19 protein-coding genes and 1 pseudogene are annotated in these 25633 nt (G+C 43.3%); 8 read left to right on the forward strand and 12 right to left on the reverse strand.

Annotated features, from left to right (window positions below; translation table 11 throughout):
- Positions 1-187 precede the first annotated feature (187 nt).
- Entirely contained in the window at positions 188-592 is a 405-nt protein-coding gene (locus V7K84_RS28350) for an Npun_F0494 family protein (RefSeq protein ID WP_099101975.1), read from the reverse strand.
- Between the two features lie 194 nt (positions 593-786).
- Here V7K84_RS28350 and V7K84_RS28355 point away from each other — a divergent pair, with 194 nt between their 5' ends.
- Positions 787-1227: a peroxiredoxin gene (locus V7K84_RS28355; protein ID WP_099101976.1), complete on the forward strand. Its 441-nt coding sequence runs from the start codon at positions 787-789 to the stop codon at positions 1225-1227.
- Positions 1228-1292: 65 nt separating this feature from the next.
- On the opposite strand, the gene V7K84_RS28360 is transcribed toward V7K84_RS28355, so the two are convergent.
- From V7K84_RS28360 to V7K84_RS28380, 5 genes are all read right to left on the reverse strand, one after another.
- Positions 1293-1691 carry a hypothetical protein gene (locus tag V7K84_RS28360; protein WP_334843110.1) on the reverse strand — a complete coding sequence of 133 codons (399 nt, stop codon included), beginning with the start codon at positions 1689-1691 and terminating at the stop codon, positions 1293-1295.
- A 39-nt stretch (positions 1692-1730) separates the two neighbouring features.
- On the reverse strand, positions 1731-2618 hold the full coding sequence (locus tag V7K84_RS28365) for an ABC transporter permease (RefSeq protein WP_334843112.1): 888 nt from the start codon (positions 2616-2618) through the stop codon (positions 1731-1733).
- Between the two features lie 125 nt (positions 2619-2743).
- Positions 2744-3763, reverse strand: coding sequence for an ABC transporter ATP-binding protein (locus tag V7K84_RS28370; RefSeq protein WP_094352455.1), 1020 nt, complete (start codon positions 3761-3763; stop codon positions 2744-2746).
- A 135-nt stretch (positions 3764-3898) separates the two neighbouring features.
- Positions 3899-4882 carry a choice-of-anchor A family protein gene (locus V7K84_RS28375; protein WP_334843113.1) on the reverse strand — a complete coding sequence of 328 codons (984 nt, stop codon included), beginning with the start codon at positions 4880-4882 and terminating at the stop codon, positions 3899-3901.
- A gap of 195 nt (positions 4883-5077) precedes the next feature.
- Entirely contained in the window at positions 5078-6547 is a 1470-nt protein-coding gene (locus V7K84_RS28380) for an aminotransferase class I/II-fold pyridoxal phosphate-dependent enzyme (protein ID WP_334843115.1), read from the reverse strand.
- 116 nt (positions 6548-6663) lie between these two features.
- Between V7K84_RS28380 and V7K84_RS28385 the strand changes: the two genes are divergently transcribed.
- Positions 6664-7371 carry a M15 family metallopeptidase gene (locus tag V7K84_RS28385; RefSeq protein ID WP_334843118.1) on the forward strand — a complete coding sequence of 236 codons (708 nt, stop codon included), beginning with the start codon at positions 6664-6666 and terminating at the stop codon, positions 7369-7371.
- A gap of 5 nt (positions 7372-7376) precedes the next feature.
- Here the strand turns inward: V7K84_RS28385 and V7K84_RS28390 are convergent, their stop codons facing one another.
- Both V7K84_RS28390 and V7K84_RS28395 read right to left on the reverse strand, forming a co-directional pair.
- On the reverse strand, positions 7377-7850 hold the full coding sequence (locus V7K84_RS28390) for a TspO/MBR family protein (protein ID WP_334843121.1): 474 nt from the start codon (positions 7848-7850) through the stop codon (positions 7377-7379).
- Positions 7851-7939: 89 nt separating this feature from the next.
- On the reverse strand, positions 7940-8413 hold the full coding sequence (locus V7K84_RS28395) for a TspO/MBR family protein (protein ID WP_322638266.1): 474 nt from the start codon (positions 8411-8413) through the stop codon (positions 7940-7942).
- Between the two features lie 210 nt (positions 8414-8623).
- Here V7K84_RS28395 and aroH point away from each other — a divergent pair.
- The 3 genes and pseudogenes from aroH to V7K84_RS28410 all read left to right on the forward strand — a co-directional run.
- Positions 8624-8929 (forward strand): annotated as a pseudogene (gene aroH / locus V7K84_RS28400) (chorismate mutase); the annotation flags it as partial.
- A 213-nt stretch (positions 8930-9142) separates the two neighbouring features.
- A complete protein-coding gene (locus V7K84_RS28405) occupies positions 9143-12589 on the forward strand; it encodes an AAA domain-containing protein (protein ID WP_334843122.1) in 3447 nt (1148 codons plus the stop codon).
- Positions 12586-14127, forward strand: a complete 1542-nt coding sequence (locus V7K84_RS28410) for a phospholipase D-like domain-containing protein (RefSeq protein WP_334843124.1) — start codon at positions 12586-12588, stop codon at positions 14125-14127. The genes V7K84_RS28405 and V7K84_RS28410 overlap by 4 nt, the downstream gene beginning before the upstream one ends.
- A gap of 206 nt (positions 14128-14333) precedes the next feature.
- On the opposite strand, the gene crtR is transcribed toward V7K84_RS28410, so the two are convergent.
- Entirely contained in the window at positions 14334-15236 is a 903-nt protein-coding gene (crtR, locus tag V7K84_RS28415) for a beta-carotene hydroxylase (RefSeq protein WP_334843138.1), read from the reverse strand.
- 381 nt (positions 15237-15617) lie between these two features.
- Between crtR and pyk the strand changes: the two genes are divergently transcribed.
- A complete protein-coding gene (gene pyk / locus V7K84_RS28420) occupies positions 15618-17387 on the forward strand; it encodes a pyruvate kinase (RefSeq protein ID WP_334843125.1) in 1770 nt (589 codons plus the stop codon).
- 139 nt (positions 17388-17526) lie between these two features.
- Here the strand turns inward: pyk and V7K84_RS28425 are convergent, their stop codons facing one another.
- A complete protein-coding gene (locus V7K84_RS28425; protein ID WP_334843129.1) occupies positions 17527-19308 on the reverse strand; it encodes a M61 family metallopeptidase in 1782 nt (593 codons plus the stop codon).
- A 429-nt stretch (positions 19309-19737) separates the two neighbouring features.
- Here V7K84_RS28425 and V7K84_RS28430 point away from each other — a divergent pair, with 429 nt between their 5' ends.
- Both V7K84_RS28430 and V7K84_RS28435 read left to right on the forward strand, forming a co-directional pair.
- The gene (locus V7K84_RS28430) at positions 19738-20739 is read left to right on the forward strand and encodes an ATP-binding protein (RefSeq protein WP_334843131.1); all 1002 of its coding nucleotides are present in this window, start codon (positions 19738-19740) and stop codon (positions 20737-20739) included.
- A complete protein-coding gene (locus V7K84_RS28435; protein WP_334843133.1) occupies positions 20736-21992 on the forward strand; it encodes a vWA domain-containing protein in 1257 nt (418 codons plus the stop codon). Before V7K84_RS28430 ends, V7K84_RS28435 begins: the two co-directional genes overlap by 4 nt.
- Positions 21993-21999: 7 nt before the next feature.
- On the opposite strand, the gene V7K84_RS28440 is transcribed toward V7K84_RS28435, so the two are convergent.
- Both V7K84_RS28440 and V7K84_RS28445 read right to left on the reverse strand, forming a co-directional pair.
- Positions 22000-24294, reverse strand: coding sequence for a pentapeptide repeat-containing protein (locus tag V7K84_RS28440; RefSeq protein WP_334843135.1), 2295 nt, complete (start codon positions 24292-24294; stop codon positions 22000-22002).
- A gap of 143 nt (positions 24295-24437) precedes the next feature.
- Complete coding sequence (locus tag V7K84_RS28445; protein ID WP_334843136.1) at positions 24438-25553, reverse strand: hypothetical protein; 1116 nt, start codon at positions 25551-25553, stop codon at positions 24438-24440.
- Positions 25554-25633 lie beyond the last annotated feature (80 nt).

Here is a 25633-nt window from a genome sequence, read left to right on the forward strand (position 1 = left end):
GAGGATTAAGTAGTAGCAAGTCTTTCTCCTCTGCCCCTCTGCACCTCTGCCTCTTGTACCCAATGCCTACTATAACCATCACAAATTGCAGTTGGATGGTTATGGTAAAGACTTCATGAATAGATGTGATGTTTCCGTGTATATTGTTCCCTTTGATTCCCTAATCCTAACTCTTGGATTTTTTATTCTAAAAAGGTATCCGTAACCAACGAATCACAGCATCATAGAAACGATCGCGCCATGAAGGAGTACGCCAATTTTTACCTTGGTATTGTTCCACTAACTGGCGTCCCAAAGGAGTTAGACGAAAACTATCTGTAATTCCCTGACCATCGACTTCTCGGCGCAATACACCTACTTGAATCAACCAGCCCAAAGCGTCATCACAGGCTAATTCTGATAAAGGGCGTTTAGTATAGCCTTGCTTGAGTCCATTTTCCAGAGCGATCGCAGTTACTGATACACTCTGGTGGCCCATCACTTCAAATAAAGATACATTAAAAGGCGAACACACTAGCGATCGCTCGGCTCTTTCTACTGTGCTTTGAGGATAGACAAAAATATTTGGGTTTTGGGAATCAACAGCAGGCATCGTGTATGGGTATAAATTTTTCTTCTAATAAAGATTAATTTAATAATATATTTTTTCTTGTACTAAATACCCCATTAAACCAAAATTAGTTACCTAAGGTATATTTATCCTATTTTTTAGTAATTATATTTAAACATTATAAATTAATGTAAAATTTCAAGTGCATCAACAATCTGAAACAGGAAAGGTTAATTATGCCTCTAGCAGTTGGTACGGATGCACCTGCATTTACCGCCAAAGATACAAACGGCAACACAGTCTCGTTATCTGATTTTGCCGGAAAGACGGTTGTTTTGTATTTTTACCCCAAAGATGACACGCCAGGCTGCACCAAACAAGCCTGTAGTTTTCGGGATGCCCAGTCTCAATATCAAGGTAAAGATATTGTCATCTTGGGAGTCAGTGCAGATGATGAAGTCTCGCATCAAGCATTCACCCAAAAATATAATTTGAATTTTCCTCTACTGGCTGACAGCGACAAATCCCTAATCAAAGCTTTCGATGTGGATGGCGGCGGTTATGCCAAGCGCGTCACCTACGTAATTGACCCTAGTGGCAAAATTACCCATGTTGACAGTGCTGTAAATACCACCACCCATGCTAGCGATGTTTTAGCTGCACTTGGGCTGATCTGATAATTCAGGATTTTTTAAATGGTCTTAGCCCCAAGTCTCTAGAGGCTTGGGGTTCTTTGTTTGATTCAGTTACCTGATGGTGGTGTCACCAATAGCGGCGTAACTGATGGTTGTGTAACCGTTGGCAAACTGAGGGTTGGTTGCTGTTGTTGACCTTGAATTAGTTTTTGTTGCCTTGCTTTAAAGGCTGCTGCTGCTGAGTTTAGTTCTTCGTTCTGTTGGTTAGAATCCCAGTTGAGAGTCCCGAAGTTTGCCCGATGAATCAGATCGAACATATTGAAATTGTCTGAGTTGGAACGGGCGAAAGGATCGGTATTTTGGTCTGTTGTACTATTGCTGGGGAAAGCATCCGCTGGGCTGCTGACTTGAGCGGAACTTGGTTGAGCCATGAGCAAGGAAGCAAAGCTAATTCCTGCTGCTGTAGCTACAAAGAGTCTAGTAATTTGTAAAAATGGTTTTTTCATGGGTTTTGACCCTACCTAAAATTTATCTATTTTATCTTTTTAAGCCAGAGTCCGCCGCAGTTGGGGTTGAATACTCACTAAGGCGACTAGGGCAAAGCCAAACAACACCAGCAATGCTCCTCCAAAGGTAACATTGCCCCAAGGAGCCTGCATCACTACACTACCTAGTTCCCAATTACTGTGGAAATAGAGATAGCGAATTGGTTCGATCGCATAGCTGAGAGGATTTAGAGTAGCCACAACCTGCAACCACTTAGGCATGAAGGATAGAGGTGCTAAAGCTGTACTAGCAAACAATAGTGGTAGGTTGGTGACGAAAATCACTGCAATCAATTCAATGTGTCCGGGTAAAGCGAAAGCTAAACCGAGGGAAATGGCTGTTACACCCAAAGCTAAGAGTAGAACAATTAGAGCGATCGCACTTAAACCCGCTACATCGGGTAGTCCAGCCCCCAAAAACGCCGCCGCTGCTACAATCACCGCAGCTTGCAGCAAACTTTGGCTGATGATGAAGATGGCTGAGGCAAAGACAATGGAAAACCGCGATGCTAAAGGTGCCACCAGCAAACGATTCAAAAAGCCGAACTCGCGGTCAAACATTACAGGTAAACCAGCATTTAGCGCTCCAGCAAAGGCTGTAAACACAATGATGCCAGCAGCCAAAAATTGGCCGTAATTTGTTGTATTGCCAAATATGCCCTTGGGAGCATTTTGGAACAAAGCACCAAATAGCACTAACCACATTACTGGCTGAATAATTCCAGCAACCAAAGATGAGGGACGGCGTTGCAATTGAATAAACAAGCGACGAGTTAAAGCCAACGTCTCTTGTACCAATTCACCGAAAAAGTTAGGTGCAGTATTAACATCTGCTTGCGGCGATGCTAATGGCTGCCAATTGATATCAGACTTAGGAGTAACACTCATAGCAATTTTGGATTTTGGATTTTGGATTTTAGATTGGGCACAAGAGGCAGAGGTGCGGAGCGGAAAGACTTACTGTTCTCCCCTGCTCTCCTGCTCCTCTGCTCCCCTGCTCCCCTGCTCCCTAGCTATCTCATATTCTGCTTCTTTTCAGCTTTGGGATCGCGGGTGGCGACGGCTGCGAGTTCTGCATCCAATAAGGTGCGTCCTGTGGCAGCGAGATAAACGTCATCGAGGCTGGGGCGAGATTGGGCGATGCCAAATATGGGCAAGCCCGCGGTATTCAGCGCTTGCTGTATGTTAATGAGAACATCATTCTGAGGTGTCACTACCAAGTTGAGTGAATTACCTTGAGCGCTGTTGATGATAACTTCTTGGACAAAGGGTAAAGGTTTCAGGAGGTTTTTAGCTTTTTCAGCTTCTTCAATGGGGGAAAACTCGCGGATTCGCAAGGTGATGCGATCGCCCCCTACTTGATCTTTCAATTGCGAAGGTGTACCACTTGCAATTACAACGCCGCGATCTATAATTGCCACGCGATCGGCTAAAGCGTCAATTTCTTCTAAATAATGGCTGGTAATTACTACCGTCGTCCCAGAGGCGCGTAATTTTCTTAGGAAATCCCATACCACAAAACGAGTTTCTATGTCAAGCCCTACAGTTGGCTCGTCCAATACCAGAACATCCGGTGCATGGAGCAATCCAGCAGCCAAGTCTAGGCGCTTGCGTAAACCGCCAGAGTAGGTTCCTGTCTTTTTGTTGGCGTATTCTTGCAAACCGAGTAAATCTAATACTGTCTCAATTCGCTGTTTGGCTACTGCGCCTGGAAGGTGATAAAGTGCTGCTTGCAATTGCAGCAGTTCTTTTCCAGTCAACACCTTATCTATAGCGACTTCCTGAGCTACGTAGCCTAGTCGTTGTCTTGCAACTCTGGGATTATCTAACACAGAGATGCCAGATACTTCGATTTTGCCAGCATCCGGTGTGGTCAGCGTACACAAAGCACGCAAGGTAGTAGTTTTCCCAGCACCGTTGGGGCCAAGTAAACCAAAAATTTCTCCTGGTTCTACCTGAAAGGAAACATCCTGGACGGCAACCACTGTACCGTAGCGCTTTTGCAAATTTTGAATGAAAACGGCGGGAGCCATGACAGCCGATCCCCAACTATACAAATCTCAATAAAGTCTATCCTTATTGTAGAAGGTAGAGAGCAAGGAAATAGCGCATGAGCGAAAATCTGTAAATAAGTTCGCTTCATGCGCTATGCTGCCAAAAATTTTTAATTATTCTAAACAAGTTGTTTGATTGCGTTTGTAGCGAAACAAACCAAATACTACAGCAATTAATCCTAAACCTGGAAGATTTGCAGGCTCTGGAACCTGAACACGAGTAGGAAGCTTAGGCGGATTGTAGTACTTTATTGGGACATCTGGCAGATCGCCATTAAATAGATAGTTGTGAGACTCACCATTTCCTGTCAAAGAAGCTACCACTACATTGCCGTTAACTTGACCGTTATTGAAATTGAAATTAGCCAAAGGCGCAAGAATACTACCTTGGATGCCAATTCCACTAGCGGTTAAGTTTGTCGCTTCATAGAAGTTGTAGATTACTTTTTGTTTATCTGCGCCAATGATATTAAATCCAAAGTTTTGTAGTGACACATCCTTACCGCTGATATTGACAACGATAGTTGAATTTGCGTCCCCTTTAATTTCAAAATAGTTGGTCTTGGAAACAGATGAGCCTGCAAGATTAAAAACATTGAAAGCAGTACCACTGCCACTAAGGTTAATAGCACCCCAAGGTTGAACTGTTGTGTTACCAGTAGGAGTCAAGGTTGCCAAATATTCGGATAACCCTCGAAGTTGTTTCCCTGCTTCATTGAAGTCGATGGGATTACCCTGGCTGAGAGTTCCTTGGGGAAATCCTACATTGCTGGATACATTGGCGCTGCCTCCATAGACAGCATTACCGTGGTAGACTTGACCGTTGCTTAAAGTTAAATTCTGTCCAGCGACTACTACATTGCCGCTATTACCAGAAAGTCTGCTTCCAAGTCCGCCGACGAAATTTATGTTACCGCCAGCAGCAACTTTTCCTTCGATATCTGTATATTTTTGAGAGATATCTCCTAAAACAAATACATTGTAATCAGAGGCAGCGCCTAACTCAACTGCATTCGCTCTTGCTGAGAAACCCAGCGCTAGAGTGACTACAATCGGAGCTGTTACTAACCCCCAAATATAATAGGTTTTTGATTTCATCTTCTAGTTTAGGAATCATCAAGACGATCCTATGGGTATAAATCAAAGATTGCACTAGTCTACTAGCTATTTTTATTGAAGTTTCACACTGGTAGAACTACTGTATATTTTTCCCTAAATCATCTGAAAAACCGCACATTTACTATTGACTTCATCAATTAAACTTTTATGAAGAAGAATTCAGTAGTTATAACGTTATTTCACAACTTTCAAAGTTTTGAGGCTAATGTCATTGCAACCGCTGATAAATCCCCCCATAGCCTGGATTTGTTGTAGGTATTCAAGGACTGATTTGGTGATGACTTCTCCCGGCATTAACACAGGAATTCCTGGAGGATAGGGACAAACGATTTCAGCACAGATGCGTTTATTGGTTTGTGTCAAAGGTAGTATTTCACTGACAGCAAAAAAAGCTTCACGGGGAGAAAGTTGTAAAGCATAATTTAGCGTTTTGTCTAAATTTAGCCAAACCTGGTTTTTAACAGTCAAGTTGCTTCGACGATATTCTTTGGCAAGGGTTGTGAAACCTTGCACTAATTGTTCAATATCGGCTGGGGTGTTGCCCAAACTAATGATAAAGGTGAGATGTTGTAGTGAGGCAAATTCAGCAGTAACGGCAAATTTTTCATCCAAAATTTCATCTGCTTCAAATCCGGTTAAACCTAAACCAGAAACAGTGACAGTTAGTCGCGTTTTGTCTAAAGCTATAAAGCCGGGAGATTCCTCCAACTGAGGCATTTCCAAAACTGATAATCCAGGAATTTGACTGATTCTGGTTCTAGCTTCTTCAGCAAGTTGCCAAGTGCGAGACATTAGCATTTTTCCGTAGAGTGCCATTTGCTGACGCGCTGCATCTAAAGAAGCTAAAAGTAAATAACTAGGACTGGTAGACTGTACGAGCTGCAAAGCTTTACTGATGCGATCGCAATCTATCCTATTACCTTGAACGTGCAGCATCGATGCTTGTGTCATCGCACCAAGTACTTTGTGAATGGATTGTACAGTTAAATCCGCACCTGCGGCTAAAGCTGGAGTGGGTAATTCGGGATGAAAGGCAAAGTGTGCGCCGTGTGCCTCATCTACGAGTAGAGGAATATTATATTGATGTGTAATGCTGGCGATCGCACTCAAATTTCCACAAACGCCGTAATATGTTGGATAAACTGTCAAAACTGCTTTAGCATCGGGATGTTGTTGGAGTGCAGATTCTACAGCATTGGGCGTAATGCTGTGGGCAATATCTAAAACTGGATCGTATTCAGGATGGAGAAAAATTGGTATTGCACCTGAGAGAATTAAACCTGCGATCGCAGAAGAATGTACATTTCGAGGCAGAATGATTTTATCGCCTGTGCCACAGGTAGCGAGAATTGCTGCTTCAATCCCACAGGTAGAACCATTCACAAGGAACCATGTTTGCGAAGCACCAAACGCCTCAGCCGCTAGTTGTTGTGCTTCTTGAATAACGCCTTGGGGTGCAAAGAGATTATCTAAATCTGCTAATTCGGTTAAATCAGCGCGAAAGACGGCTTTACCAAGTAAGTCAGCCAAAGGTTGAGAAATTCCCTCACCTAGTTTATGTCCTGGAGTGTAAAAAGGCGCATGAGGTCTTGCTGCATTGGCTTTTAAGGCATCTAACAGAGGTATTTGATTTTGATTGAGCATTTAATAATTCGTAATTGAAGGTACAAGAAAGTTAAATTTATTAGCGTACAGAAATAAATTATTCCTGATGCACAGCATGAGGTAATAATTACGAATTACGAATTACGAATTATCACATGAGACCTTATCATCAAATCCCAATTTTCGAGTGTGGTGAACCGCTAATGGCGATTCCTTTAGAATTGTTTGCGGTGGAATCTCCCCATCCTTATGAAAAATTAGGTGCGCCTTATGGTAAACACTCCCCCTATTATCTCCGTCAAAGCGTTATCGAAAATTTGCTCCAAGCGCAAAATTATCTTCAACTGTTGCATCCCAACTGGCATATCCAAATCTTTGATGCCTATCGCCCGATCGCAGTCCAACAGTTTATGGTAGATTACAGCTTCGCCCAAGCAGTGCAGCATAGGGGACTGACTGAGGTGGAGTTATCACCAAACCAACGCCAAGAGATTTGGGAAGCAGTTTATGCAATTTGGGCTGTACCAAGTTTGGATGAAAAAACTCCCCCTCCTCACAGTACAGGTGGGGCAGTAGATGTAACGCTAGTAGATGATGCAGGGCAAATAGTGAATATGGGTTCGCCGATTGATGAAATGTCAGAGCGATCGCATCCAGATTATTATGCCAATAGCGACGACTCAGAAACGCAAAAGTATCATGCTCATCGTCAACTATTACGAGATGTAATGTTAAAAGCTGGCTTTCAACGCAATCCTAGAGAGTGGTGGCATTTTTCTGTCGGCGATCAAATGTGGGCTTGGCTGAATAATCAATCCAATCCAGCCAAGCCTGTCACAGCACGTTATGGACGTCTTACATAGATGCATTATGCATCTTGAGGATTCAGTTCTTTTAACTCGTCGGTAGTGTAAGTACCAATGGGAGTCCAAACTAGATAGGGAAGGAGTAACAGCGCCGCTACTAAAGAAATCGGCAAAACGCAGATTGCCAGGACAACACCTGAAATCAAACCGATTAGCCCAAGAATTTCCCCAACTTTGAGACTGCGAAACCTCAACATTGTAGGTATATAGGCGACGGTGATAATTTCCACCAAAAGGTACAAAGCCATTAATAGCCAAGTAATTAGGCTTCCGGGATTTTTTTCCCAGACAATATAAGCTGAAGCTGCACCGCAAATAAAAATCACAGTCCAGATAATTGGAATCAACGGCTCAAAAACTAGCCAACGAGGGCGACTTAAGTTTGCAAACCATTTAACATCACGTGGCGTGATGAAGAAACTACCAAGGGCGACGAAAAAAGTTACAGCCCCGATTATTATCCAAGATGGGATCATAATGCACTCCTGCTTATGTATTTTGTCAAGTCATACACTGCAAGTTTGACAATTTAGGCTAGATGTTTAATCATTCCCTGGTGCGAATCTTAGGCATCTTGAGGATTGAGACGGATCATTTGCCAAGTGGTATAAGTACCAATGGGACTCCAGAGCAAATAAGGAACCAGTAATAGTGCTGCCCAACCAGAAAAACCTAAGACTGCAAGTATCAATAAAGCACTAATAATCAAACCCGTGCCACCGAGAATTGTACCCACTTTCAAACTGCGAAGCTTAAACATTACAGGCGTATAGGCTATGGTAACAATTTCTAATAGCAGATATAAACCCATGATTAACCAGGTTGAGGTGCTTCCTGGGTCTTTTTCCCAGACAATATAGGCTGACCAAGCACCGCAAATAAATATTACAGTCCAGATAATTGGAATTGCGCCCTCAAAAGTTAGCCATCTCGGTCGTTGTAAACGCTTGAACCATTGGCGATCGCTAGGCGTAATCACGTTTGCTGCTAAAGCAACCAAGAAAGCCACGCCCCCAATCACCATCCAAGATTTAATCATGCCCGTTAGTCCTTTACAAGCGCTATCTATCGCTTAATATCACTCTTTATAGTGTGATTTTGTCAATTTAATTGCTAATTACTCATCATCCCTGAGTTTGAACCCTTCATATCGTTTGGCAGGATTTTAAATTATGGGCATTGGGAATGGCACAAAAAGTAGAAAGGTTATGCGATCGCTTTATGCAATAACTCTATTCTTTTTGTTGAGAATGAATTTCAGCCGACGGACATGATTAGGGTGACTTTTTCAGTAACACGCGATTTGGATGGTATTTTTCTAGATGCGATCGCTAGATCGCGTCCTGGTTGGGATAATGTAGCCATGTTGGATGTGCAGCAAATGCACGTCGAAGGTAGTTTACAGCGCTGCATTTGTTTCTTAATCCACGCCTATCTACCAGCCTCCGCCTCAATTCACCATATCTATTTACGCAACGCCGCTAGCTTGCGTCCCGACTGGAGTTTGCCTCAGACTTTACAAACATCACAGCCAGTAGTGAAGTCAAAAGTGTAAATTATTTAGTCAGGTTATGTAACTTAAATCTATGACGTTGTGACACTGCTGTTACTGATGAGGGCCTTAACCTGAGTTTGTGTTCATTGTTAACTTCCTGTAATATTAAGGACGAGGCTTTACTCCGCGTTTGAGGAAGCCATCAAGATGATGCCTGTGAATTTGAACTGGAGTTAAGGGAATAATTAATTTGAAAAGCAAAACTCCGTAACAATGTCACCTCGTATCATCAACGATCGCTACGTCTTGCTCCCCAATATAAAGTCAGGCGGAATGGCTGATGTCCATAAAGCAAACGATTACCAGAGGGAGGGTTGTCAGGTTGCAGTCAAAGTCTTCAAACATGGGCAGATTGAAGGAGCTATTTTAGCTGAGTCTTTCAGACGTGAAACTGAGGCACTCAAGGAACTGAAGCATCCCCGGATTGTGGAGTTGGTTGACTCTGGACAGGATAAGCAAACTGGGGAAGCTTTTCTAGTTTTAGAGTGGATGGATAAGGATCTGTCAGTTCTGCTCAAAGAATTACCCCTGGAAGGATGGGATTCTTACTGGGTGAAAGTGGGACGGCCAGTGTTAGAAGCACTGGCTTTTTCACACGAACGTCAATTTGTTCACCGCGATCTTAAGCCTAGCAATATTCTAATTGGCAGTGATGGAAGAGTGAAACTGGCTGACTTTGGTATCTCCAAGCTCAGGGGATACTTCCGTTCGACTGTCACATTAAGAGAATTTGGTTCGCGTCCATTCACACCTCCAGAACAGGATGATGGCTCCTATCCTTTCACTCGTGATGTATTTAGCTTTGGGGTAGTGACGCTGAAATGTTTAACTGACGTTGATCTTGTTGATGACGACAGTGTTTTGAGGGCGATTGCTGCTCTGGATATTCCGCCTGAAGTCAGCGAAGTTATTCAACGTGCTGTCTCAAGTGAACCAGCTGAACGACAGGCAAACGCAGAAGTACTGTTGGCAGAATTAGATGCTGTTGGGCAGAAGCGATCGCGCCAGCAACTAATCAAGAAGCAAACTTGCTTTTTCAAGTTTACACCTCAATGCTTAAGCCGCCTTCAAAATGAACTAGATATTTCTTCTGAAGCTGAAATTCAAAGCATTATTCTGAGCGATCTAAATGGTGAACTAAGTTGTGGAATTCGTCCCTATAAATTCAAGAATACTGACAGCAATTCTGATGGAAATCACTACGAAATTTATGGTATTTCCTATCGATATCATGTGAAGATAGATGATAGACAGAAGAATCATCTTGTTCTTTTCAATGCTTGGGATACACCTCATTCTCAACTTGAACAGCGCCGAGAGCTTGCTTGGGAGTTGCCTTATGAATTTAGGTTTGGAACTCCAACTTATTCTTATGAAGCCATTGAAGTTATTCAAGAACTACAAGATGCAGTCATAGAGCATGAAGCAAATCTTCAAGAGCAAACGGCTGAAGCAGAAAAACAGCGGATCTTTCGGGTATGGTGGGACATTCTCAGGGCAAAAACCGATTGGGAACAAAAGCGAGAAGAACCAATTAAATACATAAATGCCACGCCTAATGGCAATCATGTGATTTTTCAACTGGCAGAATTACCAGAAAAAGATATCACCGAACAACCCCGCCACATCACCAACTCAAAAGGATTTAGCGTTTTGAGTGGGGATGTAGTCAGAATTTTCGATGATAAATTAGAGCTATATGTTAGGTCTGGTTTTCCCGATCGCCTACCTGAAAAAGGTGAACTTAAGTTTGACACTCGTTTGGCTGAAAATGCTCTGAATCGACAAAAGAGCGCGTTAGATGCAATCCGTTATGATCGCGCCGTTCGTTCTAATCTCCGAGAATTACTGGTCAATCCCAAAGAAATTAAGGCTCCTAAATTCGACTCAGAGGTTCAATTTGTTCAGGATCTAAATGAATCCCAGAAGGAAGTTGTGAGGGCGGCTCTAGCCACAGAGGACTTTTTACTAGTACAGGGGCCACCAGGCACAGGTAAAACAACATTTATTACAGAACTGATTCTGCAAACCCTTCAGCAGAATTCTGAAGCGCGAATTCTGCTCAGTTCTCAAACCCATGTTGCCCTTGATAACGCATTGGAGCGGATTCAAGAAAAGAATCCTAATTTGAAGCTGATTAGGATTGGGAATCATGAGCGAGTCGCAAAAGGCATTCACTTGCTGCTGTTAGAAGAACAGATGGAAAAATGGCGAGAGTCGGCGATCGCTAAAGGTGAAAAATTCCTTGCTGACTGGTCTACACGCAGTGGGATTTCTCAACAAGATTTGGAGCAAGCAGTTCTATTTCAAGAGTTGAGAAATATTGCACTGAAGCTAGAGGAACTGCGGGTAGAACTGGCGAGTTGTAGACAAGATAAAGAAAAGAAATTTCCTGCATTGAATGACGAAGGAAATCATAAGTCACGGCAAAAAGGAAAGATTTCTGGGGAGAAACTTGAGGAGTTTCAATTAGAAGAGAAAATTGAACAGCTAGAAAAACAGGCAAAGGAAGTACGAAATCAACAAAAGCAAAAAGCCAAAAAACTGGAAAGTATTGCTGGAATTAAAATAGAAGAAACATTAAAAATGTCTCCTCAAGAGTTTGAACAATGGAGTCAGATAGCGATTAATCCCAATGCTCCTAATGCCAAAATGCTGCAACAGCTAATTAACTTACAAACGGAGTGGTTTGAACAGTTTGGTCGGAACGAACGATTTAAGGTGCCATTGATCAAGCGATCGCAAGTGGTTGCAGGAACCTGCATCGGCATTTCCAGAGAAATTTCTGACGTTGAGTTTGATGTCTGTATTATCGACGAGGCTTCAAAGGCAACCGCAACAGAAGTTTTAGTGCCGATGGCGCGTTCTAAAAAGTGGATATTAGTAGGCGATCCGAAACAATTGCCGCCCTTTCAGGACGAAGCCAGTCGGAATGTTGAGTTTCTGGAAGAGTACGAATTAGCACGAGAGGACATTCAGGAAACACTGTTTGATCGCCTATTACGAACATTGCCGGATGGCTGTCGTAAAATGCTGACAATTCAGCATCGCATGGTTGAACCAATTGGAAAGCTGATCAGCAGATGCTTCTACCAAAATGAACTTAGCAGTAATGGCCCAGAGATTGATCGGACTTTGGGTAGAGTTCTGGAACGCCCTGTCACATGGCTTACCACATCAAAATTGCCAAATAGCCGTGAACAAGCTTCAGGATCTAGTTTCAATAATTCTTGTGAAGTCAGAGTCATTGTTCAGTGGCTTCAACAACTTAATCAAGTAGCCCAAGCAGCCCAGAAAGATTACACTGTAGCAGTTCTAAGTGGTTATGCAGCTCAATTAAAACTGCTAAACCGCAGCTTGGACACAGAACAGAATAGCCTCAGAGCGTTGAAGATCGAGTGCAATACAGTGGATGCCTTTCAAGGACGAGAAGCAGATATTGTTGTATATTCAGTTACACGATCCAACAAAAGCGGCAAAGTTGGATTCTTGAAAGATGAAGCTAGACTGAATGTGGCTTTGTCCAGAGGGCGAGTTGGTTTGGTGATTGTGGGCGATCACCAGTTTTGTCGCTCCCTGAGTAATAGTCCTCTCTATGAAGTTCTGAAGCACATTGAGCAAAACCCAACAGACTGCAAGCTGGAGGATTTTAACCCATGAATCTGGATGAACCTACATCACTTAGCTCAGAAGACTTGCGCCGCTATGATAATCGCTCCGGGTTTGATCTAGTTAGCTGTCAAGAAGTCGGATTGCCTGTTTATAAGCTTACTGTTGATGCCCTAACCCAAATTCGTAAACCAATTCCACCAATTGAAGAGTACGTTCTCAAGACAATCAACATTGGTCTTTCGTCCGAAGAAGAGATTGCTGAATTTCTGGGTTTGGAATTACCAACAGTCAGGGAGGCAATGGTAAACTTACGGATCAGTGAAGACATTGACTTAGTTGCTCCTGACGCTTCACAACTTCAAGTCTGGAAACTCACCAAGAAAGGTGAAAAGACTTTACAAGAAGCCAGAATTATTGTGCCGGAGGAAAGAACCTTTGAGATTAACTTCGATGGACTTCTGCGAATCCCGCGCTGGTATGGTCGATTAGAGAGAGGCTTGCTAAAACCGAAAAATCTGCGAGATGAGGGTCTTGTAGAAATTGAACCTTCACCCAAGCGTCCTCCAGAATTGTCCGATTTAAAGCTGAAGGATATCGATAATATTATTCGACAAATTGAGGAAGATAACAACAGGAAGTCTAAAATTCGTCAAGAGCGAGATTTGTTGGCATTAAAGGCGATCGAAAAGAAACCGCCATTCTTTCAACCTGCAACAGCATTGGTCTACAAAGCAAAGGATAGCGACGAAATTCAAGTGGCATTTATTGTTGACGGCATTCCCTCCACTGAACATGAGAAAGCTTTTGCTCGATCAGGTGGAGTCAAGAAGCTCAAAATTGCTGAAATGTTGGCTCAGAGCGAACCACGCAAGTTAGCTGAGGAAATTTTGGGACATGAATTTGTCGCTCAAGCTGACGCCGATCGGGTTGCAACGCTAAAGAAAGAAGTGACTGCGGCTCAAGCCAAGATTCAGGCTCAAATTGAAACGACTCAGGAGAAGATTGAACAAACTCAGGATGATCAAGAGAAGCAAATCTTGAATCAGCAGCTTCAAGATGCGTTGAAACAGATAGAGCAGCTTCAAACCCAACTAGATTTAATGCTGGCATCAGTGCCTATGCAGTGGCTAGATATGTATGACCATCGTCCCTTATTGGAGCAAGCCCTAAAGGATAGCCAGGAACGACTGATGATTATCTCGCCCTGGATTCGAGCTAAATCAGTCAATCGGTGGTTTCTTCAACAATTTGAGAATCTGCTGAAACGGGGAGTGCAGGTTTTCATCGGGTATGGCTTGGGTGAGAAAGATGAGAATCGATACCCAATAGATATTCAGGCTGAAGAAAGTTTGCAAAAGCTAGCAAGGCAGTATTCCAAAACCTTTACACTTAAACGACTTGGAGATACTCACGCCAAAATTCTCATTGTGGACACCAAGTTTGCTGTTAGTACAAGCTTTAACTGGTTGTCATTCAAGGGAGAGCGCGATCGCACTTTCCGCGATGAGCGAGGAACACTGGTTTCCGATCCACAGAAAATTGACGAGTTGTTCAATAATCTATTGCGGCGATTTGCGAGTGATTAAATCGCTATAGTTTGATTTGACGATTTGGTTTCTAGAGTTGTCTTTTTCACTGTTGAGTCCCTGAAACCTAATTTACTTTGAGGTTATTTTGAGGCGATCGCACAAAGAACACACTCAAAAATCTGGAATTGTGCAGCGATCACACTCAGTTGATTGTGAAGACTAGCCATTAGTGCACGTAGGTGCAGCCTGCTGTAGGCATCGCTTTACTCAGCACTCTCTTCTTTGTGATGATGAAACCGAATTCCTAAAAAGATGTCATAAACAAACTCAAAAAAGTCTTTTTTCTGTAACAATCCTGAAGTTTGATAACATCCTTTTTCATCTAACAGCGGCTTCATCACATAGTACGCAGGTTGGTAATTATACCAAGGAATAGAAGGCCACAAATGATGAATTAAGTGGTAATTCTGTCCCATAATCAGGATATTGAGAACTTGGTTTGGGTAAACGCGAGCATTTTTCCAGCGATCGCGCTCGGCAAAAGGACGATGGGGCAAATAGTCAAAAAATAATCCCAATGCTATCCCTACCACAAAAGCCGGTAAAAACCAAAAATTGAGAATGTAACCCAAAAAGTGGTATTGCACTGAGATATAAACAATTACACCGACAATTAAGCGGCTGATGAACCATTCTAATAGCTCATATTTCCGCCACAGTTGCCGTTGAAAGAAAAACACCTCGTGGTACAAAAATCGTACCGCAATCAGCCACAGCGGCCCACCCGTAGAGACATAATGATCTGGGTCGTCTTTAGGATGGTTAACATGACCATGATGCTGTAGATGCACCCGCGTAAATACTGGAAAAGCAAAAGCTAGCATCAACGCACTACCATGCCCTAACATCGCATTCATCACTCGGTTGCGATGGGCAGATTGGTGACAGGCATCATGAATTACGGTTCCAGCACAATGTAAGGCAATGGTGTTAACGCAAAAGCATAGCCAGTGCGGCCATTCCCAAAGCCAGTAACCAAAGTTGGATAACACCAACATGGATACAGCTACAGAAAACAACAGCAGCGTCGGATTGAAATCACCAGGAGGCGCTAAAAATTCCTTGGGTGGGATTGTCAGTGGCTTTTGTGCCTCCGATGCGATCATCTCTAACATTGACTCCTTCTTAAGCAGACATTACGAATATACGATAAATATTAGTGAATAATAAAGTTTTGCAAAGTTTTGTATAGCAATATTTATCCACAGCTTTGCATATCAGCAGATGAATAACGCTATGATTCCAGACGAAGCCTAGTCTTTACTGATAAGTGGGGTATGACAATCGGCAAAAAGTTTATGGAACAAACTCCTTCTTAGGGAGGATGGATGCAAGATTGATGTACTATATCTAGTCTATCCCACAGCCCCCACTCTCCCATAAACCCTCATCTAACTGCTTATATCTTATTGATATAGCAGTGACTGAAAAGGAGATGCCACTTAAGTTACGATGACTTCCCAGATAGCTCCCTAACTTCAGCCCCTATGCAATTACGAGATTCTCTGCGCCGGACAAAAATTGTCGCTACTATTGGCCCCGCTACTAGCAGTCCTGAAATGCTCAAGGCGATTATTGAAGCGGGAGCCACAACGCTGCGGCTAAACTTCTCCCACGGAACTCATGCCGACCATCAGCGTAGTATTCGCTTAATTCGGCAAACCGCTTTTGAACTAAATCAGCCAGTGGCTATTCTCCAAGACTTGCAGGGCCCAAAAATTCGCTTGGGGAAGTTTGACAACGGGTCTATAGTTTTGGCAAAAGGCGATCGCTTCACTTTGACAAATCGTCCAGTAGTAGGCACGCAGGAAATTAGCTGCGTCACCTACGATTATTTAGCCGAAGAAGTCCCGGTTGGAGCAAAAATCCTCCTCGATGATGGACGAGTAGAAATGGTAGTGGAGGAGATTAACCGAGACAAAGGTGATTTACATTGCCGGATCACCGTGCCTGGTAAACTTTCTAACAATAAAGGTGTAAACTTTCCTGGCGTTTACCTGTCAATTAAGGCAATGACCGACAAAGACCGAGAGGATCTGATGTTTGGTCTAGATCAGGGTGTAGATTGGGTGGCACTTTCCTTTGTCCGCAATCCGCAGGACATGATCGAAATTAAAGAACTAATTTCCAGTACAGGCAAGCAAGTACCAGTGGTTGCCAAAATTGAAAAGCACGAAGCCATTGAACAAATGGAGGCGATTCTGGCTTTGTGTGATGGTGTGATGGTTGCCAGAGGTGACTTAGGGGTGGAATTGCCAGCGGAAGATGTTCCGGTACTCCAAAAACGGCTAATTGCGACAGCAAATCGCTTGGGGATTCCCATCATTACTGCCACCCAGATGTTAGACAGCATGGTGAGCAATCCCCGTCCCACTCGCGCCGAAGTATCAGATGTGGCAAATGCGATTTTAGACGGCACAGACGCGGTGATGCTCTCTAATGAAACCGCTGTGGGTAGCTTCCCTGTAGAAGCAGTGGCGACAATGGCACGAATTGCCGAGCGGATGGAGCAGGAAGAAGCCCAACACTTAAACTTACGTTCTTCGAGAGATGCCCGTCGCTCGATTCCCAATGCAATTAGTCAAGCTGTCGGTCAAATTGCCGAACAACTAGGTGCAGCGGCAATCATGACCCTAACACAAACCGGGGCAACAGCTCGGAATGTCTCTAAGTTTCGTCCTCACACACCGATTTTGGCAGTGACACCCCACGTAAATGTGGCGCGGCAGCTACAGATGGTGTGGGGAGTCAAACCGTTGTTGGTGCTAGGATTACCTTCCACTGGTCAGACATTTCAAGCTGCGATTAATGTGGCTCAGGAACTTCAGTTACTATCTCAGGGAGATTTAGTAGTGATGACTGCTGGTACACTCCAAGGGATTTCTGGCTCCACAGATTTGATTAAGGTAGAGGTGGTGACGGCAGTACTAGGTCATGGAATTGGACTAGGACAAGGTTCAGTCAGTGGTCGCGCCCGGGTGGCAAATACTGGTATGGATGTGAGTAACTTTAATCCTGGAGACATATTGGTTGCACCCCGCACTAGTGCCGATTTTGTAGAGGCAATTCGGAAAGCTGCCGGGATTATTACCGAAGATGAAAGTCTTACAAGTCATGCAGCAGTGATTGGCTTGCGTCTTGGCGTACCAGTGATTGTCGGCGTGAAGCAGGCAACGCAGGCGATTCGGGATGGAGCGATTATAACGCTGGATCTGCAACGGGGTTTGATTTACTCTGGGGCGGTGAGAACGGCTTAGAAGTGGGGAACGAGCAAGGGAGCAGGGGGGCAGGGGAGCAGGGGAGCAGAGGAGTTGTAGTAAGTTTTATCCCCTCCGCCCCTCTGCCCCTCTGCCCCTCCGCCCCTCCGCCTCTTCTGCCCTATACCCAATCCCTTTATCAAACAGTTGCGATCGCAGCCCCAAGCCATCCAGCAAAGTTTTGTTGCTGTGTAGAGTTAGGATGCTCAACAGGTTTTACCTGATATCGAGTGGGATGTGGTGATACCAGGGTGATGGAATAGGTACGCAGTTCGTCTTGGTGGAAAACTGCGACTTCGATTTTATCGTTTGGTTGGTAATCTTTGAGGCGATCGCTTAAGCCACCCGCCGCTATCTTAATCCCATCAATTGCTAACAACTCATCACCTGCATCAATTCCCCCTAGTTGTGCAGGTGAACCAGTCTCCACAAACTTAATTATTTCCCGTCCATTCTCTGTATTTATTCTCACGCCCAGGTAAGGTTCTTCCTGCTGTTCGGCTACCAACTGCAAGCCAAAGGGTTCCAAATACTGATTGAAAGGCAAATCTTCAATACTATCAATGTAGCGTTTAAAGAAATCAGTCAAATCGATTCCGGCAACAGATTCGATAACTTCTTGCAACTGTTCTGGGGTATAGCCAATTTCATCTTTCCCAAACAGCTGCCACATTTTCAGCATTACGTCATCGAGGGAACGCTGATTGTGGTGAGTAGAGCGAATCAGTAAATCCAGCAATAACGATACCATTTCTCCCTTTAAATAATAGGAAATTTGGGAATTTCCGCTATTGGCATCTGGGCGATAAAGTTTTATCCAGGCATCAAAACTCGACTCGGAAACGGGTTGTACCTTGCGTCCCGGTGTAGTTTCATATCTGGTAATTTCCTTACCTAAGTTATTTAAATACGACTGAACATCATAAATTCCCGCCCGTAAAGGAATTAACAAGTCATAGTAACTAGTAGTACCCTCACAAAACCATAATGATGGTGTGTAATTTTCTTGGTCGTAATCAAAAACCTCTAATGCTTTTGGGCGAATTCGCTTGACATTCCACAAGTGAAAGAACTCGTGTGCAACTAATTGCAGAAAGCGATCGTATTTTTCCTGAGCGCGAAACCCAAAACGTTGGTAAATTAAGGAGCAAGAGTCTTTATGCTCCAAACCGCCAAAAGCTTGGCTAAATAAATGTAGCAGAAACACATATCGTTGATATGGCAAACCGCCGAACATCTGCGCTTCCACTTGAATAATTTTTTGGATATCAGCAATCAACTGCTGAACTTGATAATTACCTTTCCCCCAGATTGCCAATTCATGAGGTTTTCCTAATACCTCAAATTTATACAATTGGTGGCTACCAATCTCAAACGGAGTATCCACCAGAGTATCAAAATCGCCAGCCAAGAAAGTATTTGTTTCCTCACCAACGGCAGGTAGAGCAGTAGTTACCTGCCATTCCGGGTGTGGTGGTACGATGGTGACGCGAATGGGTTGCTTATCCCAACCTGGTATTCTAAAAAATAGTGCCGCACCGTTAAAATAACCGTGAGTGGTATCTAAGTGATTGGTTCGTACCGATAGCTCATTCGCAAAAATGCGGTAACGTACAGTTAATTCTGAGACACCTATTTTGTCTACCTGCCAGTGATTTTTACCGATCTTCCGCCAAGCTAAAGGCTTATCCTCTGCAAAAGCCTCAAAATCCTGTAAATTCTTGGCGTATTCCCGGACTAAATAGGAACCTGGTGTCCAAACGGGCAATTTTAAATCGAGAATCGGTGAGGAATAATCCACAAGGCGTAAAGTCACTTCAAACAGATGGGTTTCTGGTTGGGACATTGCCACCAGGTAATGAATCGTTGACCCAGTTTCCTCAACGTAGGTATTGGGACGAGTTGCGGTTGCTTCAGTCATCTTGTTTGCGGAGGTAATTGTTAATAAGCTAGGCCCCACTGCGATCGCGGAGCATCTCATAGAAAAGACAGTAATTCGTAGTTAAGACCTTACAGATAAATCCGCTTACTCTCAAATAAAGATTACACTTTATTTATTTTCCATAACTAAAGTTATAGTACATAAATGCTACACGCAATTTGAGTACTTCAGCGATGTTTAATAGCTGCGATGTCTACGAAGGGCTACGCCAACGCACCAAAAAACCGCACTAGTAAGGCTAAGTCAAAAGCAAGCTGGATGGCGCAGATTCTCCGATTGGAAAACCCATTTTGAAAATATAGTTTTCAGGTACAAACTGTAGATGCTCAAATATAATACCCGTATCCTTGACTTCTCAACAGAAGTCAAAGTTCCATCTACTGAGCATTTATCGAAAATTTAAAATCCATGACCCCTTCCGATCTAAAAGCATATTTAGACAACCTTATCCGTAAAAACTTGCAAATTAGTACGATGATTTGGGGGCCTCCTGGCATTGGCAAATCAAGCATCGTCGCACAGATAGCTCAAGAGTATGATATCGACTTTGTGGATGTCCGCCTCAGTCAACTCGCGCCCACCGACTTGCGCGGTTTACCCGTTGCCGAAGATGGTATTTCCAAATGGTATCCGCCAGAATTTCTCCCTCGTGGCGGTAAAGGCATCCTGTTTCTAGATGAACTAAATATGGCACCGCCAGCAATGCAGGGAGTCGCTCAACAGTTAATTTTAGATCGAAAAGTTGGCTCTTACGTTGTACCATCAGGTTGGTTTGTCTGGGCTGCTGGCAATCGTAAAGAAGACCGTGCAGCTGTATTTGATATGCCTGCACCTTTAGCAAATAGGTTTTTACATCTAGAGGCACAAGCTGATTTTAACAGCTTTAAAGCTTATGCCTTAGAAACAGGCGTACACGAGCAAATAATAGCCTTTCTTTCCTTTCGCCCCACATTGTTGCACAAAATCGATCCCCAGCAACCCGCTTGGCCTTCACCTCGTTCTTGGGAAATGGCAAGTGCGCTACACTACGCAGAATTAGATATTACTCCGGCGGTGGGGGTGGCTACAGCGACTGAGTTTCATGCTTTTATTCAACTTTACAAAACACTACCGAATCTGACACCTATTTTGGCAGGTAAAGGCGATCGCATTCCCTGGCCTCAAGAACCAAGTACTAAATATGCCACAGCAGTTGGTTTAACAGTGCGGGCTGCTGACGCAAACCAAGCTTACAACGCTTTTATTTGGCTTAGTCAAGTTGCAACAGCCGAATGGGTGCAGTTGTTTGCTGTGGATTTATTTCGAGTCATGCGGAGTAGGGGACATCTGGGTGTTTTGGCGCAATTAGTCCAGAAAGACCCCAAATTACAGCAGTTTATGAAAGATTTTCAACAGCTAATGGGTTTGTGAGCGAGACAGAACAGATGAATAATGAAAATAGCTCCCGGATTATCAGTGCTTCTGTGCTGCGTTTGCGGATGAAGTCGCCATTTTTCGCTACCCTGGCATTGTTTGCTCGCTTCGTTCCTTCGCAGCAACTACCAACTGCTGCCACTGACGGCAAAGATATCTTTTTTAATCCAGAGTATTTGCTTTCTTTACCCACCGCTCAACAGGATGGACTGCTACTGCACGAAGTGTTACACGCTGCACTGCTACATGTGCCGCGCCGGGGTGTGCGCGAAGCAGAACTGTGGAATATTGCCGCAGATATTGTAGTCAATGGCATTATTAGCCAACAGAGTGTATTTGAACTGCCTCCAGGAAGACTGCGAGAAGCTAAACTGGAGCATTTGAGTGTAGAAGAAATTTATGAATTACTGTTAAAAAATACTAATAATACCGTAAAACTATTGCATCCCGATCTACTCAATGAAGCCCCTTTTGATGCCTCATCCTTTTCAGATGTGACTAACAATGACAGCAGAAATCAGGCAGGAAAGACAGCACACCCTAATGAATTTGCTCGTCCGACTGCTGAAACTTCCTCCACAAACAGCGATAGTCTGTCAGAAGCAAGAAAAGCAGCATTAGAAGCACACTGGCGCAATGCTTTGCAACAAGCTGCTGTTATTGCTCGTACAGTTAATCAAGGCTTACTACCAGCAGGGATAGAACGGGAATTGGGAGCATTAACCACTGCTCAAATTAATTGGCGTAGTTACCTTTGGCGTTATTTGGTACAGACACCTACTGACTTTGCAGGCTTTGACCGCCGCTTTATTGGGCGGAGACTGTATTTGGAAACTCTACAAGCAGAAAATGTCGAGGTATATGTAGCTGTAGATACTAGCGGTTCTATTGATAATCAGCAATTGTGGATGTTTTTAGGGGAAGTGCAGGGAATTCTGAGTGCTTATCCTCATTTAACGTGTGAGCTTTATTACGTTGATGCTGAAGCTTACGGCCCCTACAAACTCAATCTCGATTTAACTCTGCCAAAACCTCAAGGTGGTGGTGGCACGTCATTTGTACCGTTTTTTGAGAAAGTCGCAGAAAGTTGGGATGGGCAAACTCAAGGCGTTTGTATTTATTTAACGGATGGTTATGGTACTTTCCCCGATCAAGTACCGGAATTACCTGTGTTGTGGGTGGTAACTCCTGGTGGTTTGACTTTGGCGGAGTTTCCTTTTGGGGAAGCGGTACGGCTATTGTCGGTTTGAAAAATGCCTATAATTGCGATGTTCGGTTTAATTTCCACAAACGAAGGCTGTTTTTGTTACTACTAGCTAACAATTTTCCGTCTGGACTAAATTTTAAATTGATTAGGTTATGCATCACTTTTTGTTGATCGCTTTTGAAGCTGTGGATTTCTTCCATTGTCTCCAAGTCCCAGAGTCTGATGGTACCGTCGCTACTGACACTAGCTAAAATTGTCTCTGATGGACTGAACGCTAAATCCATTATGGAAGAATATGTTTCCAAAGTTTTGATCTCACAATTTGTCTGCACATTCCACAGCTTAATTTTACCGTTGTAAGCCCCACTGGCAAGAATGCGATCGTCTGGGCTAAAAACAATTTGCTTTATCGAGTCAGAGTGAGCTGTAAAAGTGTAAATCATCCTGTTTGTTTTTACATCCCACAGTGCAATTTTTCCCCGATACCCAGCTGCAAGAATATCTCCAGTCGAACTAAGTGCTAGGGGAAAGCCATAGTCACCATCTAAATTTACAACACCCAATTCCTCGCCAGTTTGTAAATTCCAGAGTTGAACTGGTTGCTCATAATAGCGTCTTGCCAGTACTTTTCCATCTGCACTTAGGGTAACATAAGCGTTAGAAGATGAACTTCGTCCTCCGCCCAATTTAGCTTTATCCTCTCTATCTTGTTCAAGCCTTTTATATTCAAAATCGCCCCAGAAATCGCTACTGATTAAGACTGGATTTGACTTATTGTCCACCTCAGTAAAAGCTACAGTAGGGTAGTAAGTGCGGGATTGCGAATGACTATATGTTTCTTCTCTTGTTTGAACTTGCCACAGCTTAAAATCTTCAGCACTTCTGCTGCCTAAAATCTGACTATCAGGGCTAAAAGCCAGAGATTGTACTGCTGCTTTATGTCCAGTGAGAAGGCAAATTTGTTTACCAGTTTGCCTGTCTAGCAGTTCAATCTGACCATCTACGTCCGGCGCACTTCGGGCGGTGAGTTGCCCATCTGGGCTATGTGCTTGAGTGAAGATAGCGCTAGAATAACCCTTTAAAGTCCTTGTCTCATGACCAACATTAAATAACTCAAAGGGTTCTCCTGTACCTATCATGCCTATATTTTGGGCATTGCCATCAAATACTATAGAAGTCAGATTAACAGAATGGTTTTTAAGATTTTGAATTAACTCCCCCGTTAATGGATTCCATAGTTTCAGATCATTGACATAAAAACTTTTGTAGATATTTTTTCCGTCTGCACTGAAAACGACTGAGACAACTGGTTCTGATTGGATATTTATCTGGCTAATTTGCTGGCCAGTGTTGGAATTAACCAAGGTAATCTTTTCATTCCACTCAGTATATGCCAGCATCTCACCATCAGGACTGAAGGCAAAAGATGACCCGCATACCTTTAGCTCTAAATGTAGAGAGTGTTCAATTACTTTATCCAGTTCGCCCAAAATTGCTAATTCCAAGTTAGCCTGCTTTGCCTGAGCAATTTCTGCTCCTCGCAAGTCAGCCCGTGTTAAAATTGCCCCTTCTAGTTCAGTCTTAGATAAGTCTGCTTTTTGCAAGTTAGCATTTGTCAGGTTTGCTGCTTGTAATTGAGCTTCCTGCAAATAAACTTTTTGGAGACTGGCTTGTTGTAGTTGCGCTTTTCGTAGTCTAACTCGCGCCAGATTAGCCCGATCTAAAATACATTGTTCTAAATTAGCTGCTGTTAAATCAGCACGAACCAATTCAGCTTCTCGGAGGTTGGCTTGCACTAGTTGGGCACAAGGCATATAAGCAGAATTGAGATTAGCTCGTGTCAAAACTGCACCTTTCAAGTTAGCTGCATCCAGCTTTGCTTCATTGAGATTCGCCTCACTTAAATTAGCTGCACTCAAATCAGCACCTTGGAAATCAACTCTTGCTAGATTGGCTCCTTTCAAGTCTTGTTCGCTGAGATTTGCCCAACTAAGATTAGCTCGATATAAATCAACTTCTTTGATGACTGCATGGCGTAAATCACTACCATTAAGATGAGCGCATCTTAAGTTGGTTTGAGTCAGGTTTGCACCACGCAAATCTGCTTCTATCAAATTGGCTTCGCTCAGATTTGTGTTGGAGAAGTTTGCACTTTTGAGGTTAGCTTTCTCTAGATTGATTCCTGTTAAGTTAGCTTGACTAAGGTCAGCATTTTCGAGGTTAACCTGAGTGAAATTACGCTCTCCAAGTTGATAAGCTGCTAATAATCCCTGAACGCCGCCAATTTCTCGGAATGATCTTAAAGCAGATGTTTTGGTAGTTTGCGCCTGTTTTTCTGGAAGCATAATTATGAATCTTTAATTGCGAATATCAGATTAATGGTATTGGTGATTAACAGGATGAATTTACTCTCACGCAGAAGCACAGAGAAGATTTAGAAAACGCAGAAGGAATTCTAATCTAAAATCTAAAATTGATGGTATGAGTTTTAAGATTGGGAGAAATTCTGCAATTTATCTTTTGCTGCTGCCCGAACTAGCTGATTGCTGTCTTGTGCCAGTTGAATAAGAATTTGTTGAGTAGCTTGGGGATTTTGAGCTACGGCTAGCCGTTCTAACCAGGAGATAGAAAGGCTTTTTTCTTGTAGTAATTCCTGTGAAATCTGGGGTTGATTTAAAGCAATAAAGCTAACTAAGGCAAACTGAGACTTGGCATAATGATTAAGCGCCACAGCAAGGCTATCAGGATGACGAGATAAAAAATCAGGATTCAGTTTTAAATAATGTGTAGCATATTCCCCGCAAAGAATACGCTCTACAGCGTCTTTTGGCAAACTAGGATTCAGCATTGCTTTTTCACGCACTTGGTCTGATTTACTACCCGCCAGTTCTTCTAAAATCTCTGGTGATAGGTTAGTTTTTTGTGCAATTTGCAATAGAATCTCATAGTTCTTATCTTTGCTTAGTTGTTCCAGGGTACTAATTGGCGTATTAGGGTTTTGGGCTACTGCTTCACGAACTTTTGTTTTTGGTGATTGAGCTAGTTTTTCCAAGCAGCTTACAGGGGTATTGAGGTTTTGGGCTACAGCCTCACACACTTGAATTTCAGTTGATTCAGCAAACTGTGCTAGAAAATTAGCAGGTAAATCAAAGCGCCGAGCCAGAAAAAGACGAGCCGCTTCTCCTCCCTCCTGTGCTAATCGCTGCAAAATGGTTTCTAGGGAGCTGGTACTTTCTTCTGCTAAGATATCCAAGATACTCTCCCCTTCAGGGTATTTACCATATTTGTTACTTGACATTCGATAGGCGATCGCACTACTTACCGATGCATCTCTAGCTAATTCCTTAAACAGAAGACTTATTGGTGTATTCGGATTTCCACTAACCTGACGACGAACTTCAGAAGAGTCATCCTGAGCTAACTCTTCTAAAATACTGACTGGTGTGTTGCGGTTTTCAGCAACAGATTCACGCAGTCGTCTATCAACGCTTTTGGAGAATTTTAAAAGCAGTTCTGGCGGTGTATTTGGGTGTTCGCCAACAGTCCGGGGGTCTTTTTGTGCTAACTTTTCCAACACATCAGGAGGGGTTTTAGGGCGTGTCATCAATTGAGCCAAATAACAGAAGCAGCTAGATAAATTGCACCGAGAAAGTTGGTCGCCCGTTTATCATAGCGAGTTGCGAT

The organism is Nostoc sp. (assembly GCF_036917315.1).
In the GTDB taxonomy this organism is placed as follows: Bacteria; Cyanobacteriota; Cyanobacteriia; order Cyanobacteriales; family Nostocaceae; genus Nostoc.